This window comes from Bradyrhizobium sp. CIR48 (assembly GCF_014198315.1).
In the GTDB taxonomy this organism is placed as follows: domain Bacteria; phylum Pseudomonadota; class Alphaproteobacteria; order Rhizobiales; family Xanthobacteraceae; genus Bradyrhizobium.
Genome location: NZ_JACIHG010000001.1, coordinates 455,799 through 470,712, shown reverse-complemented (window position 1 = coordinate 470,712; position 14,914 = coordinate 455,799). Strand labels below are relative to the sequence as shown.

Genomic DNA, 14,914 nt, shown 5'->3' with positions numbered 1-14,914 from the left:
CCAATTCTACGAAACGCGGGGCAGTCGTGGGCACGGCGCAAGGGCGCCTTTGCCCACCCTACGAGAGCGGGGCGCGGCACAAACACCACGCCCCTCACGATCAGCTCTTGTTGCGCATCTTGCTGAGCAGATAGTTGTCGTAGAAGTTCTCCGCGATCTGCGTATAGAACAGCAGCTCCTTCATATACGCGTCGTGGCTTTCCTTGGTCCGCTTGAACAGGTCGCTCTTGGCGGCGAGCTCGTTCAGATGCTCCTGGGTGGCGTTGTAGCAAGCCTCCAACACCGGTTGCGGGAACGCCCTCAGCTCCGCGCCGTTCGCGATCAGCCGCTTCAGCGCCGCCGGATTCACGCTGTCGTATTTCTCGAGCATCCAGGCGCCGGCCGCCGCGCCGGCCTGGTTGACGATCGCCTGATACTGCTTGGGCAGCGACGCCCATTTCTCGTCGTTGACGATCATGTGCAGCATCGCGCCGCCTTCCCACCAGCCCGGGAAGTAATAGTACTTAGCGACCTTCTGGAAGCCGAGCTTCTCGTCGTCATAGGGGCCGACGAATTCGACCGCGTCGATCGTGCCCTTCTCCAGCGCCGGATAGATGTCGCCGCCTGCGATCTGCTGCGGCACGACGCCGAGCTTGGCCAGCACGTGGCCGCCCATGCCCGCGATGCGGAATTTGAGGCCCCTGAGGTCGTCGACGGTCTTGATCTCCTTGCGGAACCAGCCGCCCATCTGGGTGCCGGAATTGCCGCAGAGGATGGCGTGCGCCTTGAACGGTTTCAGCGCCTCGTTGGTGAGATCGGCGCCGCCGCCGAAGTGCCACCACGATTCCTGATGGCGGTGATTCATGCCGAACGGCGCGCCGGTGGCGTAGGCCAGCGCCGGCTCCTTGCCGATGTAGAAATAGAGCGGGGTCTGCGCCATCTCCACCGATGCGGTGCTGACGGCATCGAGCGCCTGCAGGCCCGGAACGATCTCGCCGGCGCCGAAGGTCTGGATCTGGAATTTGTTGTCGGTGGCCTCAGCGACGTATTTCGCGAAGGTCTGCGCCGTGCCGTAGATGGTGTCCAGCGACTTCGGGAAGCTCGACGTCAGGCGCCATTTGATCTCGGGCGCGCTCTGCGCGATCGCAGGTGCGGCAACCAGCGTCGTCGCGCCGGCGACCGCGCCGCCCTGCAGAAATGTACGGCGTTTCATGATGGGGTCTCTCCCTGAACTAAATTTCAGACATATGGCTTGCGGCGGCGATCTTCGCGGACCGTTTGCCCGTTCCCGTAGCGGAGTTCAAGATGCGCGAGGACAAGACCCGTCGCCCGATGGAGCGCCGCAATCCGGGAATCGTGCCACAAGCGACGGGGTCCCGGATTACGCTGCGCTCTATCCGGGCTGCGAGATTATGAGCTAAGGTGGCTTCAGAGCAGCTTGGCGCTGACGAACAGCGCGCGCACGGCGTTGGTTGCCTGCACCGCCAGCATCGCGTTACCGGCTGCGCCTTCCAGAGCCTCGACGGCGTCCTCGTGGAGGGAGCGGAATTCCATCCATTCGACCGACTTGAAGTTGGTCAGGAATTGATAGGCCTGACCGACGGTCGCGATCGCCAACGTGTCGCCATTCAGCTTGATCTTGAACGTCGTACGCAGCGGGGTCTCGGAACTTGATGGATCACTCATGGGCTGCTTCTGGACGATGACGGCTTAACGAAGGGGAAACGGCAGCCCCGCCGAAAGCAGGCGAATATCAGGAGTCGGTGCTGGCGCGCTGCGAGGCAGTCGCAGATCCGCTCAGGCTCGGCACCACGACCAGGCGGTTGAACTCGCCATTGTCGTAAGCCTTGAGGAAGCGATCATAGTCCTTGATCGAGACGCAGCCGTTGGAATCGCCGCGCGGCCCGAGCATGTAATTGTGGGTGAGAAGGCCGACGCGGCCGAGCGCGCTGGTGCCATCGGTGGGAGTCAGGCGCAGCGCGCGGACACCGTGGAACAGCTTCTCGCGCGGCTTCAGGTCGTAGGTTGCGGGCGGGGTCGCGCCGACCATGCGCTGGTCGACATGATTGGGGTCGTCCATCAGCGCGCCCATGCCGGAATGGGCTTCCAGCGCGACGCCGCTCGGCAGGTAAAGTGCCTTGGCCTTGATGTCATAGACCGCCGTCCGCGAATCGTAGCCGAGGGCGGCCAGATCCGGCGCCTTGGCGAACAGGCCGTCGCTGGGCGTCAGCGAGGCGAGCCTGATCTTGTCGGTGAATTTTTCGAAGAAGTTGCGGTTGTCGACCCTGGGGTTGGTCTCCGCATAGGCCTGGCTGGAGGCGATCTGGGCGGAGAGGTCCGCCTGGGTCGGGCGCGAGCGCGGCATCGGGATGGCGTCGGCACGCTGCGAGGGCCTCGTCTCGTCGACCACGTGCCGGTCATCATCGGTCAGGGTCGTGCGCCAATCGTCGCCCTGGAGCTTCTGGGCGAGCATTGCCTTGGCGTCGCGGAGCTTGAGCTGGACCGCACTCAGGGCGGAACGCTCCATCGTCCGCAGGCCGAGCTCGCGGGCGGGCGGGTTGCCGGACGCCGACGCGAAACGATCCTCGAAAGAAGGGGCATTGGCCGGCGGCAGCGCAGCAGTGATTAGCGGGGTCGAATTGCCAAAATTCGAATTCCCGATGTCAGTGACCCAGGCGGCGGCGCCAAGCGCCATCGCGACTGCGGCCAGAGACAGCAGAATTCTCTCGGCTCGCCCGACACGGCGGCGCGACAACAGCCTCTCGGCATGTGCTGCGTCGGAAACCATCAGATCCCCAAATCGACCCCCGGGGGGCCCAACCCCCGCCCGGAGACTCTATACCAGCTACCACATTGGGAGCCAAAAGTTAGGCATAATCGCGGCCGGCAAGCCCTCCTAAGGTATCCAATGACCGATCCTTTCGATCTAGAGCGCTTCGTAACGGCCCAGAACCCGGTTTTTCGCGCCGTCCAGGCGGAGCTGGCCCGGGGCCGGAAGCAGACTCACTGGATGTGGTTCGTCTTCCCTCAGATCGCCGGCCTCGGCTTCAGCGCCATGTCGCAGCGCTACGCCATCGGCTCCCCCGCGGAGGCCAAGGCCTATCTCGCCCATCCCGTGCTCGGGGCGCGCCTGATCGAATGCACCGGGCTGGTGCTCGCGGTTCAGGGCCGGAGCATCAACGCGATCCTCGGCGCGCCGGACGATTCCAAATTCCGCTCGTCGATGACGCTGTTCGGCGCGGTCTCCGATGAGCCCGTGTTCGGCGAGGCGCTCGCCCGCTATTTCGCAGGCGAACGCGACGCCGCGACGCTGGAAATCCTTGCCACCCTCGGTCGCTAAGCCAGGCGCGCACCCGCGGCATCCACCAGCGTAAACCCGCGATTAATACGGTCTGTCTATTTTCCGGAGAATATCTTTCTCCCCGCGCCAATTGCCGGACAGATCATGAAAATCGGAACGCTGCTGACCACCGCCATCGTCTCGCTCTCGACCGTGGGTGGCGGCCTCGCCGTCTACGTCGCCGTGACCAAGTACCAAACGATGGAGCGGATCGGCGAGGCGCAAGGCCGCCTGGCGATCGTCCGCGCCGCCAGCGATATCCCGCGCTATCTCAACCCCGAGCGCGGCTTCTCCACCAACATCCTCTACGGCCCCGCCACGATCGACCCTGCACTGCTCGCCGAACAGAACAAGCTGCGCAAGCAGACCGACGGCGCCCGCGACAGGATGAACGCGCTGCGCAAGGAGCTGCCCGGCTCGTTCGACGACGGCAACAGCGTCGGCAGCAACATCGATGGAATCAATGCGAAATTCACCGCCTTGCGCGAGGCCATCGACAAGGCGCTCACCGGGCCGGCGGAGGCCCGCAAGGACGCAGCCAAGAAGATCGTCGCAGACAATGCCGTGCTCAACAGCGGCGTGACCGCGCTGCTGAACGAGCAGGTCCGCCGCATGGCGATCCTGAACGGCGACGCCTACCGGCAGGCCAGCTACGCCAATACCGCCATGACGCTGCGCGACGTCGGCGGCTTCAACTCGAGCCTGCACAAGAACCTCGTCGGCGGCAAGAAGCCGGCGACCGATGCCGAGAAGGCTGACATCGGCCGCTCGCAGGGCCGCAACGACCAACTCGTGATGGCCCTTCTGGAATTGCGCGGCAATCCGGCAACGCCGGCGAACGTCGCCACCGCGCTGGAAAAGTTCAATTCGATCTATGTCGAGGAATTCGGCCGCGAGCTCAAGCTCGTCAAGGACGGCGCCGTCAGCGGCAAGTACGAACACGATATGGACACCTATTACGCCGCCACGCAGCGCGGCCTCGGCACCATCATCGAGGTCCGCGACGCGTTCTATGACAATGCCGAGCAGATCCTCGCCGGCGCCTCCTCGGCCGCGCGCACCAGCTTCACCATCGCGCTTGCAGGCCTTGCCGCCGTGCTCGTCGCGAGCGTCGGCCTCATCGTGATGGTTCGCCGCCGCGTCTGCGCGCCGATCGTCGGCCTGACGAGCCGGATGTCGCGGCTTGCCGAGGGCGAGGTTGCGGACAGCATCCCGGGCGCCGAGCGCTCCGACGAGATCGGGGCGATGGCTGCCGCCGTCCAGGTCTTCAAGGACAACATGATCCGGGCCGACCGGCTCGCGGCCGAGAAGCAGGCCGAGAACGACGGCAAGATGCGCCGCGCCCAGGCGCTCGACGAACTCACCCGCGCGTTCGAGGCCAAGGTCACCGAGCTCGTCGGCGGCCTGTCCCGGGCCTCCTCGACCATGGAAAGCACGGCCCAGTCGATGACTTCGACGGCGGCCCAGACCAACAGCCAGGCCGCGGTCGTCGCCACAGCCTCCGAGCAGACCTCGACCAACGTGCAGACCGTCGCCAGCGCCACCGAGGAGCTGACCTCCTCGATCTCAGAGATTGGTCGTCAGGTCGCGCAATCCACCGAGATCGCGGCCCGCGCCGTCGAGAACGCCCGCCGCACCGGCGACACCGCACGCACCCTCGCCGAGGGCGCGCAGAAGATCGGTGACGTCGTCACGCTGATCCAGAGCATTGCCGAGCAGACCAATCTGCTCGCGCTGAACGCGACCATCGAGGCCGCCCGCGCCGGTGAGGCCGGCCGCGGCTTTGCCGTGGTCGCCTCCGAGGTGAAATCGCTGGCGGGCCAGACCGCCAAGGCCACCACCGAAATCTCTGAGCAGATCACGGCGATCCAGACCGCGAGCGACGAGACCGTGGCCGCGATCCGCAACGTGGCCGACGTCATCGGCGAGATCGACCAGATCGGCACCGCGATCGCCGCGGCGATCGAGCAACAGGGCTCGGCGACCAAGGAGATCGCCCGCAGCGTCCAGGAGGCCGCCCGCGGCACCCAGGAGGTGAACACCAACATCGCAGGCGTGCAGCGCGCTGCCGACGACACCGGCGCGGCCGCAAGGGAAGTGCTCGGCGCCGCCGAGCAGCTCTCGACCCAGTCGCGCGATCTCGCCGGCCAGTTCGACCGCTTCCTCGGCGAAGTCAGGGCGGCGTAGACAAGTTCAATAAGGCGGCGCCTTGCGCGCCCGCTGCGCCTTCGCCGCCTCGATCCACCAGGCGAGATCGTCGGCAAAGCGCGGGAACGCGCGCTCCAGGGCCTTGCCGCCATCACCGATCGGCTCGCCGTCGGCCGACAATGTCTGTGCGATCGGGCCGACCCCGATGGTGCTCGACACCACCACCATGCCCATCTCCGACAGCGTGCCGTGCCAGGCGGTCGCGGCGCGCGCGCCCGAGAAGCGGCCGGCGGAATAGCTCACGATCGCGGCCGGACGCCAGAACCACTCTTCGAGGAAGTGGTCGGTGAGATTCTTCAGGCCGGGCTGGATGCCCCAATTGTACTCGCCGGTGACGAAGACGAATCCGTCGGCGTCGCGGATCTGTCCGGCCAGAATCTCCAACGCTTCGGGTGCCGACCCCTTCGGATACTCCTTGTACATGCGATCGAGCATCGGCAGGCCGATCGCCTTGGCGTCGATCAAGGTGACATCGTCGCCCCGCGCGCGCAGCCGGTTGATGACGAAATTCGCAAGGCGGATGCCCATGCGGTCGGAACGGTAGGAACCGTAGAGGACGAGGATGCGATTGCTCATGGCCGGATGGTAGCACAAAACCGGCGTCCGGCCCTACTCGATCCGTCAACTATCGCCCGCGTCCGCGCTCCAGCGTTTGCGACGGCGTCTCGCCAAACTGGTCGCGGTAACTTCGGGAGAAATCGCTGAGATGCCAGAAGCCGAACGCAAGCGCCACCGCCTTGACGCTGTCGGCGCCGGCGAGCAGCCGTCGGCGCACCAGCCACAGCCGGCGCAGGCGCAAGTAACGGTGCAGGCTCATGCCGCGATAGCGGCGGATGACGTCGTGCATGGTGCGGACGGACAGTCCGAGCTTGCGGGCAATCTCCTCGCTGTAGATCGGCTGCGAGAGGTCATCGGACAGTAGCGCACTGATATCCCGGAACATCCTGAAGTTCCGCTCGTCATTGGGGCGCAGCGTCCAGCGGACCGAAACGACATCTCCCAACACGTGGTCGACGGCCGCGAGCAGGGATTCCTTCATTGCCCTTGCCTTGACCGGGAGATCTGACGCCTCGACGGGCTCTGAGGCCGCGGCCAGCACCTCACGCACCACACTGCGCAGCCGGTCCAGGCCAGCGGCACTCGTTTCGAAAATCTTGAAGGTCTGGGAAGCTGTGGGCCAGCCGCGGTCCCTCACCTCCGGGCTGAAAACCACTGAGGCGATTTGCCGCTGCACCTCCTCGATGACGGTGTAGGCCGCGCCGCCGCTGCCAATGACCACGGCCGGGCGCGCACGTTGCGAGCCATTGAAGCGAATGGGGACGTTGAGGTCGTCCATCGTGAAGCCGATCGCCGTGCAATTCCCGACGAGCTGTGCATCAACGACCCGGGGAAACGCGCACGTCAAATTCACGTCGCACCCGGGCAACGACAGAATTGTCTGCTCAGACGAAATCTTCCGTACGAAAGGCGTGAACTCGAAATTCAGCCCGCGTATGGCGCTTCGAAATTCGTCGACGTCTGAAAAACGAAATGTCTTGAGTGCCAGCCTGGGCACGTCATCAATGCTGTTCATGAAAATACGAAACCCGGTGTCGCAATCGACGCGCATCCGGCAACGGTGCCGATCCGCTTCCCCTTTGTGGTTTCTCGTCGGACCTGAAGAATCAATCCTAACGTGTCCTGATCAATTGGGAAGGGTCCAACTGAAAGGACAAGCCGGGACGTCGAGCCTTGCCGATTTTCGATAGCATTTCCCGAAATGCCGCGGTGTATAAAACCCTGGGATTTAATTCTCAAAATTAAAAATTAACATCTTTGAGGCCCAATAAAGCTCGTTAAATCGATAGCTATTTTATTTCAGGCTCCTGCCATGATGGCAAATTCGCCTGCTGATATTTTGGTCGAGTTGGAGGATGCGGTCGCAACTTGCCCGCTGGACCGCTGCGCTCGCATCCTCGAAGGCATTTTGCAGCTGCTCACCGGCGGCCGCGACCGGCCTCAGGAATTGCTGGCCAGTGTGGTCGACGGCGTCCTGCTTCGATTGACGGAGCGGGTCGAGGCCAGCGCATTGATTCAACTCGGCGCGGCGCTTGCCGAGCTCAAAGTGGCTCCGCCGAAGACCCTGCAACGTCTTGCCTTACACGACGATCCCGGCGTGGCCTGCCCCGTTCTGCTCAAATCGCAGGCGCTCTCCACGTCCGATCTCGAAACAATCGCGATCTCGAGCGGCGAACCGCAGCAACTCGCGATCGCTGTCCGAGCGCGCATCGAACCCCGATTGACCGAGACGCTCATCAAGCGCGGCGGCCGCGCCGTTCACCTTGCGCTGATCAGCAACGCAGGGGCGCGGTTCTCCGATGCCGCCTACGTCGCGCTCGTTGAAACGTGCGCAAGCGATGACGAACTCACGAAGGCCCTGGCGCTCAGACCAGGCACGCCAGATCCGGTCCTGCGGAAATTGCTGCCGGCCTCGCCGGCCCCCGACGCTCGCGCGGAGCCAAAGGCTTCCACCGTCTCGTGTCCTCGAGCGGCAGCGCCGATCGTGCCCAAGCTGCCTAGCGCGGCCGCCTATGCAAGCGCACGGCCGGAGATCATCGCGCTCAACCGCATCGGCAAGCTCAACGATTCTGCGGTGAACCGCTTCGCGATCCGCGGCGAGACCGCCAATTTGTTCACCGCCTTGTCGGTGCTTTCGGGGACCCCCATCGAGATCGTCGAGCACGTCATGACCGACGGCGATTGCGAAGGCCTGGTGATGGCCTGCCGGGCGTCGCGGCTAAACTGGCAGACCACGCTTGCCATCCTGAGCAACCGCAGCGGCACCAGGCTTTCCTTTACCGAGCGCGAACGCGCACAACACGTTTTCGAGACGCTGCTGCTGTCGACCAGTCAGTGGACGGTGCGTTGGGGGGAAATCGCCGCAAGCGTCAAGGAGAGCAGTCGGCGAGATCGCCGCGCAAAAACGGGGGGGTAGCCGATGAAGTTCGACGGCCGCAAGGCGGCGCGCGTGCGGATGGACCACAGGCAGGCCGTCAATCTGATGGGCTCTGACGGCACATGGCGGCGCAGCTGCGTTCTGCTCGACGTGTCGCAGACAGGCGCAAAGGTCGAGGTCGAGGGCACGCTGGACGTGCTGCAGGCCAAGGAATTCTTCATGCTGCTGTCGTCGACCGGGCTCGCCTATCGGCGCTGCGAGTTGGTCTGGATCGATGGCACCACGGCCGGCATTCACTTCGTCACCGCTGACGGCAAAAAGAAGCCGGCGAGCGCACCCTCGGCTGCTACGCAGACCGTCGCCCGAAGCAAATAGGCCTACAAATTCATCCCAATTATTGCAATCCACGATAGTCCAGGTCGAGCCGTGCAGAACGCGCGAACCATCCTCAGCCCCGTCAACGCGGACGGCATCCGCGAGAAGGAAGCGGCCCGCTCCTTCGTGCATGTGCTGGCGGATACGTCCGACAGGCTGGCCGGCGTCTGCACGATCCTTGAGGACCGTTTCGCCGTCGCCGGCGAACGGCTGGACGCCGAAGCCAAGCTGTCGCAGGTGCCCGCCGCCATCGTCATCCGCGCGGACCTGCGCGACGTCGACAATATCGCTGCCCTCAAGAGACGGGCTGGCAAGCTCGCCAAGGCGAAGAAGCGGATATTTCTCCTCGAGCACAGCTCTCACGTTGGTATCTCGCAAGCCTACGCGCTCGGGGCGACGCTGGTCCTTCCCAGCACTGTCGGCCGGACCAAACTGCTGGCGGCACTAACCGATCCGGCCGACGGATCGTCCGCTGCGTCAGGCGACACACTGCAACCGGACAACGCCGTCGAGGCGGCGGCGACCGCTGTCGCATCGATGTTCACGGCTGTGACCCTGGGCCAACCTCTTGACATAGACGGCACCAAGGAGGCCGGCCGCCAGATCGCCGATCGCATAGTCGAGCGAGGTCTTTCGGAATGGCTCTCGACGGTACGGCGCCACCACGAGGGAACCTATCAGCACTGCCTGCTCGTGACCGGCCTCGCCATCGACTTCGGCCTGAGCCTCGGTGTCGGAAGAGCCGATCTGGAGCGTCTGTACTCGGCAGCCATGTTCCACGACATCGGCAAGGCGCAGATTCCGCTGGCCATTCTCGACAAGCCGGGCCGCCTCGATGCGGAAGAACGTGCCCAGATCGAGACCCATCCAGCCGCGGGCCACGCGTTTCTGAAAGGGCACGACAAGATTTCACCGGAAATTCTCGATGCCGTTCGTCATCATCACGAGTACCTCGACGGCAGCGGCTATCCCGATGCGCTCTGCGCCGAGAGCATTGGCGACATCGTGCGGATTTTGACCATCTCGGACATCTTCGCGGCGCTGATCGAGCGCCGGCACTACAAGCCGACCATGCCGCGCGCGGAGGCCTACAACGTCTTGTGCGGGATGAATGGGAAGCTGGAGAAGGCTCTGGTCCACTCATTCAAGCAGGTCGCGCTCACGCGGTGAGCGCGACAGACCCGTCTCGAACGCACCCTAATGGGTCGCGCGATGGCTGGCGCGGTGCGGGATGGACCGGCAGGCCAGGCCGTCGGCCAGCAGCTTCATGTCCTCATGCCTGCCGCTGCGTATCAGCCGGCCGAACTCTTCGGGTGTGAAAGGAAGACTTGGATCAGCATCGATGGGGCGCCGCAGCCGCGGGCCGAAGAACCATCGAACCAGGCTAGCCAGCCGCCGCATGTCAATTCCCTCGCGCCAGCAACAAACCTCTCAGTCTGCATATTGTTCCTCCCGCATCTTCGAGATTGCAAGAGGCCGCGAACGACTCCGCACCAAAAAAATTTTGCGAGAGAATAATCTCCTCTTCATGATGCTAATCGGCAAAACCCACGTAGCGCACGAACTCTTCGTTATGCTCGCGGTCCGAGCGAACGGCGTTCGCGGCAAGTCGTCGTCGGGATAGCCCATCGCGACGCAGGTCATGATCACCTCGTCCTCCGGAATTTTTCGCGACCTCGCGCACGATGTCGGAGCGCATGATGCCCTGCCCGTTGATGACAGACCCGAGACCGCGGTCCCACGCCGCGAGCACGATGCCGTAGCAGAGCGGACCGAGATCGACCTGGCTCGTTCTTGAAGCTACGCACGGCTGCGGCGTGACTGGACCAGCGTTTCGAAGTCCACCCTCTAAAGCCTCCCTGCCCTTCATCCACCGGCGTGACGACACGGCGCCGGTTGCCGATGCGGCGCGCAAAATCTATGCTAAGCGGCAAGCAAGACCAAGAACCCTGGAGGACCGCAACCATGGCCGCGCCACTCGATCCCGTCATCGCCCAGATCATTCCGCTCATGCCGATGCGCGATCCCACGGTCATGACGCCACCGACCGCCCGCGATTCCTTGCGCGCACTGGCTGCCTCGCGCGCCGCCATTGCGCCGCCGCCCGTCGCCAGCGTCGAGGACATCAAGGTGAAAGGTGGCGCCGGCCCGCTTCCTGCACGCGTCTACCGGATCGGCAGCACGCCCGCGCCAACCGTGGTGTTCTTCCACGGCGGCGGCTGGGTCGCGGGCGACCTCGAGACCCATGACCGGCAGGCGCGCAATCTTGCGATCGAGACCGGCGCTGTCGTCATCTCCGTCGACTATCGCCGCCCGCCGGAGACGCGCTTTCCGGGCGCGTTCGAGGACGCCTTCGCCGCCGTGAGTGATATCTTCGACCGCGTCGCGGAATTTGGCGGCGACGCAAAACGCCTCGGCGTTGCCGGCGACAGCGCCGGCGGCAATCTCGCCGCGACCACTGCGATCGCCTGCCGCGATGCTGGCATCAAGCTCGCCGCGCAATTGCTGGTCTACCCCGTGACCGACGTCCTCGGCGCTTACGCCGACGTGCGCGAGAACGCGCGCTATCCCTCACGCGCCGAGAATGCCGAGGGCTACTTTCTGACGCGTGCCACGATGGAATGGTTTTGCGGCCATTATCTCGCCGAGCCCGATCACGCCCTTGATTGGCGCGTCTCGCCGCTGCGGGCCGCCTCACTTGCGGGCCTTGCACCCGCGGTCGTGACCACCGCCTGGTTCGATCCCCTGCGCGACGAGGGCGCTGCCTATGCGCGGGCGCTGGAGGCCGCCGGCGTGCGGGTCAAGCACCATGAGGGCCCCGGCCTGATCCACGGCTATTTCGGCATGGGCGACGCCTCGGACGTGGCGCGTGCCGAGGCGCAGCGCGCGCGAGCCGACTTCAAGGCCCTGCTGGCGCGCGGGACCTGACGCAGAGCCGAGACACGGCGGACCCGATCTCTAGCGGCAGCGGACGGTCAGCCGGTGGCCGCCGCCACATCGAAGAAGCCGGTCGCCTGAACCAGGCGACCATCTTCGCCAAAGCGGCCGAAGCTCTCGCCCTTGACGAAGACGCGGCCGGCGCCGTCGTACATGGTCCAGCGGAAAAGCGCCTGCTCGTGGTGTTCGAGGAAGCTGTCGTTCCTGAAGTAGGCGCCCGGAAATTTTTGCTGCGTCTGCCCGATGCGGGCCATCAAGGCTTCCCGCCCCGCCACCTGCGAGCCCGGATCCGTGTACACGCAATCGGCGGCCACGCTCTGTTCGAGCAGCCGACGCCGTTCGCTCTCCTCAACGGGCCCCCATGCGGCCTGATAGGCGTTCCACGTCCCCAGTCGCGCTTCGTCGTTCATCTCGCAACACCCTCTTGCTTTTCCTGATCATGACAAATTGACAATTATCGACATTTTGTCAAGATGCGGACGATTGATGGGGAGATCATGGTTCAATCCCGCGCCTCGAAAGAACAGCTTGCCGTCGCGGCTGCGACCACGGTCTTTTCGCGCTACGGCTATGCCCGAACGACGATGGGCGACATCGCCTCTGAGGCGGGGATTTCGCGGCCCGCGCTCTACCTGCTCTTCCCCGACAAGGACGCGGCGTTCGCGGCAGTCATCCAGGGAATGGACGAGCAGAAGCATCGCGAGATCAGGGCCGCGATCGCCCGCCTCGACGGGCTTCACGCCAAGCTGCTCCACGCTTGCAAATCCTGGGGATGTCATGGCTTCGACCTGGTCGAGGCGCATCCGGATTCGGCCGATCTCTTCGACCTCCGCTTCCCCGCAGTCCGACAGGTCTATGACAATTTCCAGTCCCTGGTCGTCGAGCTCATCGGGGATCAGGTGCGGTCCGCAAGGGGAGCGGACGAGCCCGAAGTTTTGGCGCGCTGCCTCGTGTTCGGCATGCGCGGACTGCGGGAAACAGCCAGGAGCGGCAAGGAGATGCGGCGCTTGATCGCCGTTCAGGTCGCCATGCTCGTCAGAAGCATCGACGGCAAGGTTTAGACTGTGCAGAGCGGCCTATCGCGCGCTCCGCGTTCCCTCTGCGCCGGTGTGCCCCCAAGTCTCGTCCCAATCCTGGCCGGCGGCGTCGACCACGCGGCCGTCGGCTTCGAAGAACTTGTTCGGCACCTGGAAGATCGCGAGGATCAGGGCCCCGTCCGGACACCAGGCGGCATGCCGGCTGCCTGCCTCGCGCCAGATGAATTCGCCGGCCTTGCAGGCGATGCCCTTGGCCGGCCCCTCCTTGTCGACGAGTGCGCCTTCGATCACCCAGCTCTGCTCGATGCCGACATGCTCGTGGTCGGGCAGCACCGATCCCGGCGCAAACCGCATCAAGGCGGTCATCAGGCCGGTGCGGCGATCGAACAGCAGTGTCTTGGCCTCGCACCCCGGAAAGCGCGTCGTCTGCCAATCCATGTCTTGCGGCCGAACCAGGTGCGAATGCTGATCGGCGGCTTCCCAGTGTTTCGGGATCACGGCGTCCATCACGATGCTCCATCCAGCTGAGCTGGCCAAGCCTAGCAGCATTGCCCGCCGCGGTCAGCGAGCAGTGCAACAGGAAGCGAGCCTGTTGCCAACTCCCACTCGAAAAAATCGCCAGCCGGACCGGACGGCAGGCCCTCATCCAGCTTGATTGCGCCACGATTCCCGGCTCCAATCTCTCCGCCATTTCTGGTTTACGGAGACACCTATGATGAAGCGGATTATCCTGGCTGCAATCGTTGCCACCTTTGCAGCAGGCTCGGCCTTCGCGCAAGAAACCTGCGAGAGCAAGGCGGTCGGCAAGGACGGCAAGCCGCTCGCCGGCGCCGCCAAGACCTCGTTCCTGAAGAAGTGCAAGGCCGACGCCTGCACGCCCAAGGCCGTCAGCGCCGACGGCAAGCCGCTCGCCGGCGCTGCCAAGAACAGCTTTATGAAGAAGTGCGAGGTCAGCGCATAAGGCGCGCTCGGTCTACCCCCTCGCCCCGCTTGCGGGGAGAGGGTTGGGGTGAGGGGGAGTCTCCGCGGGGGCGGCGACAGCTGAGCCGGAGGAGAGTCCCCCTCACCCGAATTTGCGCTTCGCGCAAATTCGACCTCTCCCCGCAAGCGGGGCGAGGTGAAGAGGTTCACTCCCGCTTGAACTTATAATCAAACGCGTCGCCCAGCGGCTTGATCAGCCCCGCCGTCGGCGCCGGGAAATGAACCGGCAAAATCAGCGTGTCGGTGTCCGCCACGGAGGCGAAGAATTTTCGCCGCGAGAGCGCCGATTGCTTCGGGTCCCAATCCGGCTTCGCCGACCAGTCCGGCTCACGGCACTGGATCTGGTGATGCATGAGGTCGCCCGCGACCACCGCGCGCTGGCCCTTCGAGACAATGTTCACGCAGCAATGACAGGGCGAGTGCCCCGGCGTCGGCGTCAGCGTGATGGTGTCGTCGAGCGCGTAATCGTCGTCGACCAAGAGCGCCTGCCCCGCTTCGACGATCGGCAGGCAATTGTCGCGAAACACGGTGCCGGGCGGATTGCTGCCCTTGGCGTTCTCCGCTTCCCAGGCCGCGTATTCACCCTTGTGAAAGACGTATTTCGCATTCGGAAATGTCGGCACCCAGCGGCCGTCGCGCAAACTCGTGTTCCAGCCGGTGTGATCGATATGCAGATGCGTGCAGAACACGTAGTCGATCTGCTCAAAACCGATGCCGAGCGCGAACAGCCCGTTGCGCCAGCGCTCCTTGCTCGGAAAATCGAACGGCGGCGGATGGCCCTTGTCCTCGCCGGTGCAGGTATCGACCAAAATGGTGTAGCGGGGCGTGCGCACGACAAAGGTCTGGTAGGTGATGACCATCATGCCGCGCGCGGCGTCGAACACCTCGGGCTCCATCGTCGGCCGATGACGGCCGAACACGCCCTCGTCATAGGCCGGGAAGAAATCCCGCGGCCGCCGCCACGGCCCTTCCCGCTCAATCACGGCGTCGATGGTGATGTCGCCGATCCGGAGTTGCTTCATCGCCGTTTCACTCCCCTTTTTTCAAAAGCGTAGCGAGGGCGGCCGGGGCGTTCAAGCGAGCGAATTGATTGCAAATCTCTCGATCTGGTTGTAGCCCGGA

At 64.5% G+C, this 14,914-nt stretch carries 18 protein-coding genes; 8 read left to right on the top strand and 10 right to left on the bottom strand.

Annotated features, from left to right (window positions below; genetic code table 11):
- Nucleotides 1–100: 100 nt before the first annotated feature.
- From GGD66_RS02320 to GGD66_RS02310, 3 genes are all read right to left on the bottom strand, one after another.
- Entirely contained in the window at nt 101–1,192 is a 1,092-nt protein-coding gene (locus tag GGD66_RS02320; RefSeq protein ID WP_183256772.1) for a TRAP transporter substrate-binding protein, read from the bottom strand.
- Between the two features lie 215 nt (nt 1,193–1,407).
- Complete coding sequence (locus GGD66_RS02315; RefSeq protein ID WP_018322933.1) at nt 1,408–1,665, bottom strand: hypothetical protein; 258 nt, start codon at nt 1,663–1,665, stop codon at nt 1,408–1,410.
- 67 nt (nt 1,666–1,732) lie between these two features.
- Nucleotides 1,733–2,698, bottom strand: a complete 966-nt coding sequence (locus GGD66_RS02310) for a DUF2778 domain-containing protein (protein ID WP_092262069.1) — start codon at nt 2,696–2,698, stop codon at nt 1,733–1,735.
- A 189-nt stretch (nt 2,699–2,887) separates the two neighbouring features.
- On the opposite strand from GGD66_RS02310, the gene GGD66_RS02305 reads away from it, so the two are divergent.
- Together GGD66_RS02305 and GGD66_RS02300 are read left to right on the top strand one after the other, a co-directional pair.
- Nucleotides 2,888–3,319 (top strand): DUF1810 domain-containing protein, encoded by a 432-nt coding sequence (locus GGD66_RS02305; RefSeq protein ID WP_018322931.1) that lies wholly within the window; start codon nt 2,888–2,890, stop codon nt 3,317–3,319.
- Between the two features lie 105 nt (nt 3,320–3,424).
- Nucleotides 3,425–5,506, top strand: coding sequence for a methyl-accepting chemotaxis protein (locus GGD66_RS02300; RefSeq protein ID WP_183256771.1), 2,082 nt, complete (start codon nt 3,425–3,427; stop codon nt 5,504–5,506).
- 6 nt (nt 5,507–5,512) lie between these two features.
- Here the strand turns inward: GGD66_RS02300 and GGD66_RS02295 are convergent, their stop codons facing one another.
- Together GGD66_RS02295 and GGD66_RS02290 are read right to left on the bottom strand one after the other, a co-directional pair.
- Entirely contained in the window at nt 5,513–6,103 is a 591-nt protein-coding gene (locus GGD66_RS02295; RefSeq protein ID WP_092261990.1) for an NADPH-dependent FMN reductase, read from the bottom strand.
- A gap of 49 nt (nt 6,104–6,152) precedes the next feature.
- A complete protein-coding gene (locus tag GGD66_RS02290) occupies nt 6,153–7,100 on the bottom strand; it encodes an AraC family transcriptional regulator (RefSeq protein ID WP_183256770.1) in 948 nt (315 codons plus the stop codon).
- Between the two features lie 297 nt (nt 7,101–7,397).
- Between GGD66_RS02290 and GGD66_RS02285 the strand changes: the two genes are divergently transcribed.
- Genes GGD66_RS02285 through GGD66_RS02275 form a run of 3 tightly spaced genes read left to right on the top strand, consistent with a single transcriptional unit; the run spans nt 7,398 to nt 10,007 of the window.
- Nucleotides 7,398–8,501, top strand: a complete 1,104-nt coding sequence (locus tag GGD66_RS02285) for a DUF2336 domain-containing protein (protein ID WP_183256769.1) — start codon at nt 7,398–7,400, stop codon at nt 8,499–8,501.
- A gap of 3 nt (nt 8,502–8,504) precedes the next feature.
- Nucleotides 8,505–8,837, top strand: coding sequence for a PilZ domain-containing protein (locus tag GGD66_RS02280; RefSeq protein ID WP_028144927.1), 333 nt, complete (start codon nt 8,505–8,507; stop codon nt 8,835–8,837).
- Nucleotides 8,838–8,888: 51 nt separating this feature from the next.
- Nucleotides 8,889–10,007, top strand: a complete 1,119-nt coding sequence (locus tag GGD66_RS02275) for an HD-GYP domain-containing protein (RefSeq protein ID WP_183256768.1) — start codon at nt 8,889–8,891, stop codon at nt 10,005–10,007.
- Nucleotides 10,008–10,034: 27 nt separating this feature from the next.
- Here the strand turns inward: GGD66_RS02275 and GGD66_RS02270 are convergent, their stop codons facing one another.
- Together GGD66_RS02270 and GGD66_RS02265 are read right to left on the bottom strand one after the other, a co-directional pair.
- Nucleotides 10,035–10,238, bottom strand: a complete 204-nt coding sequence (locus GGD66_RS02270) for a hypothetical protein (RefSeq protein ID WP_018322924.1) — start codon at nt 10,236–10,238, stop codon at nt 10,035–10,037.
- A 133-nt stretch (nt 10,239–10,371) separates the two neighbouring features.
- Complete coding sequence (locus tag GGD66_RS02265) at nt 10,372–10,536, bottom strand: hypothetical protein (RefSeq protein WP_246788759.1); 165 nt, start codon at nt 10,534–10,536, stop codon at nt 10,372–10,374.
- Between the two features lie 266 nt (nt 10,537–10,802).
- On the opposite strand from GGD66_RS02265, the gene GGD66_RS02260 reads away from it, so the two are divergent.
- Nucleotides 10,803–11,765, top strand: a complete 963-nt coding sequence (locus tag GGD66_RS02260; RefSeq protein WP_183256767.1) for an alpha/beta hydrolase — start codon at nt 10,803–10,805, stop codon at nt 11,763–11,765.
- A 47-nt stretch (nt 11,766–11,812) separates the two neighbouring features.
- Here the strand turns inward: GGD66_RS02260 and GGD66_RS02255 are convergent, their stop codons facing one another.
- Entirely contained in the window at nt 11,813–12,184 is a 372-nt protein-coding gene (locus GGD66_RS02255; protein ID WP_183256766.1) for a nuclear transport factor 2 family protein, read from the bottom strand.
- An 87-nt stretch (nt 12,185–12,271) separates the two neighbouring features.
- Here GGD66_RS02255 and GGD66_RS02250 point away from each other — a divergent pair, with 87 nt between their 5' ends.
- Entirely contained in the window at nt 12,272–12,835 is a 564-nt protein-coding gene (locus GGD66_RS02250) for a TetR/AcrR family transcriptional regulator (protein WP_183256765.1), read from the top strand.
- A gap of 15 nt (nt 12,836–12,850) precedes the next feature.
- Here the strand turns inward: GGD66_RS02250 and GGD66_RS02245 are convergent, their stop codons facing one another.
- A complete protein-coding gene (locus GGD66_RS02245) occupies nt 12,851–13,318 on the bottom strand; it encodes a cupin domain-containing protein (RefSeq protein ID WP_092261985.1) in 468 nt (155 codons plus the stop codon).
- A 205-nt stretch (nt 13,319–13,523) separates the two neighbouring features.
- Between GGD66_RS02245 and GGD66_RS02240 the strand changes: the two genes are divergently transcribed.
- The gene (locus GGD66_RS02240; RefSeq protein WP_183256764.1) at nt 13,524–13,772 is read left to right on the top strand and encodes a hypothetical protein; all 249 of its coding nucleotides are present in this window, start codon (nt 13,524–13,526) and stop codon (nt 13,770–13,772) included.
- Nucleotides 13,773–13,938: 166 nt separating this feature from the next.
- Here GGD66_RS02240 and GGD66_RS02235 read toward each other — a convergent pair whose 3' ends face one another.
- Nucleotides 13,939–14,814: an MBL fold metallo-hydrolase gene (locus tag GGD66_RS02235; RefSeq protein ID WP_183256763.1), complete on the bottom strand. Its 876-nt coding sequence runs from the start codon at nt 14,812–14,814 to the stop codon at nt 13,939–13,941.
- Nucleotides 14,815–14,914 lie beyond the last annotated feature (100 nt).

Coding starts and splice junctions, on each gene's coding strand:
- GGD66_RS02295 (WP_092261990.1), bottom strand. CDS start 6,103: ATGAGCAATCGCATCCTCGTCCTCTACGGTTCCTACCGTTCCGACCGC.
- GGD66_RS02290 (WP_183256770.1), bottom strand. CDS start 7,100: ATGAACAGCATTGATGACGTGCCCAGGCTGGCACTCAAGACATTTCGT.
- GGD66_RS02320 (WP_183256772.1), bottom strand. CDS start 1,192: ATGAAACGCCGTACATTTCTGCAGGGCGGCGCGGTCGCCGGCGCGACG.
- GGD66_RS02265 (WP_246788759.1), bottom strand. CDS start 10,536: ATGCGCTCCGACATCGTGCGCGAGGTCGCGAAAAATTCCGGAGGACGA.
- GGD66_RS02235 (WP_183256763.1), bottom strand. CDS start 14,814: ATGAAGCAACTCCGGATCGGCGACATCACCATCGACGCCGTGATTGAG.
- GGD66_RS02315 (WP_018322933.1), bottom strand. CDS start 1,665: ATGAGTGATCCATCAAGTTCCGAGACCCCGCTGCGTACGACGTTCAAG.
- GGD66_RS02260 (WP_183256767.1), top strand. CDS start 10,803: ATGGCCGCGCCACTCGATCCCGTCATCGCCCAGATCATTCCGCTCATG.
- GGD66_RS02270 (WP_018322924.1), bottom strand. CDS start 10,238: ATGCGGCGGCTGGCTAGCCTGGTTCGATGGTTCTTCGGCCCGCGGCTG.
- GGD66_RS02300 (WP_183256771.1), top strand. CDS start 3,425: ATGAAAATCGGAACGCTGCTGACCACCGCCATCGTCTCGCTCTCGACC.
- GGD66_RS02250 (WP_183256765.1), top strand. CDS start 12,272: ATGGTTCAATCCCGCGCCTCGAAAGAACAGCTTGCCGTCGCGGCTGCG.
- GGD66_RS02255 (WP_183256766.1), bottom strand. CDS start 12,184: ATGAACGACGAAGCGCGACTGGGGACGTGGAACGCCTATCAGGCCGCA.
- GGD66_RS02240 (WP_183256764.1), top strand. CDS start 13,524: ATGATGAAGCGGATTATCCTGGCTGCAATCGTTGCCACCTTTGCAGCA.
- GGD66_RS02285 (WP_183256769.1), top strand. CDS start 7,398: ATGATGGCAAATTCGCCTGCTGATATTTTGGTCGAGTTGGAGGATGCG.
- GGD66_RS02305 (WP_018322931.1), top strand. CDS start 2,888: ATGACCGATCCTTTCGATCTAGAGCGCTTCGTAACGGCCCAGAACCCG.
- GGD66_RS02245 (WP_092261985.1), bottom strand. CDS start 13,318: ATGGACGCCGTGATCCCGAAACACTGGGAAGCCGCCGATCAGCATTCG.
- GGD66_RS02280 (WP_028144927.1), top strand. CDS start 8,505: ATGAAGTTCGACGGCCGCAAGGCGGCGCGCGTGCGGATGGACCACAGG.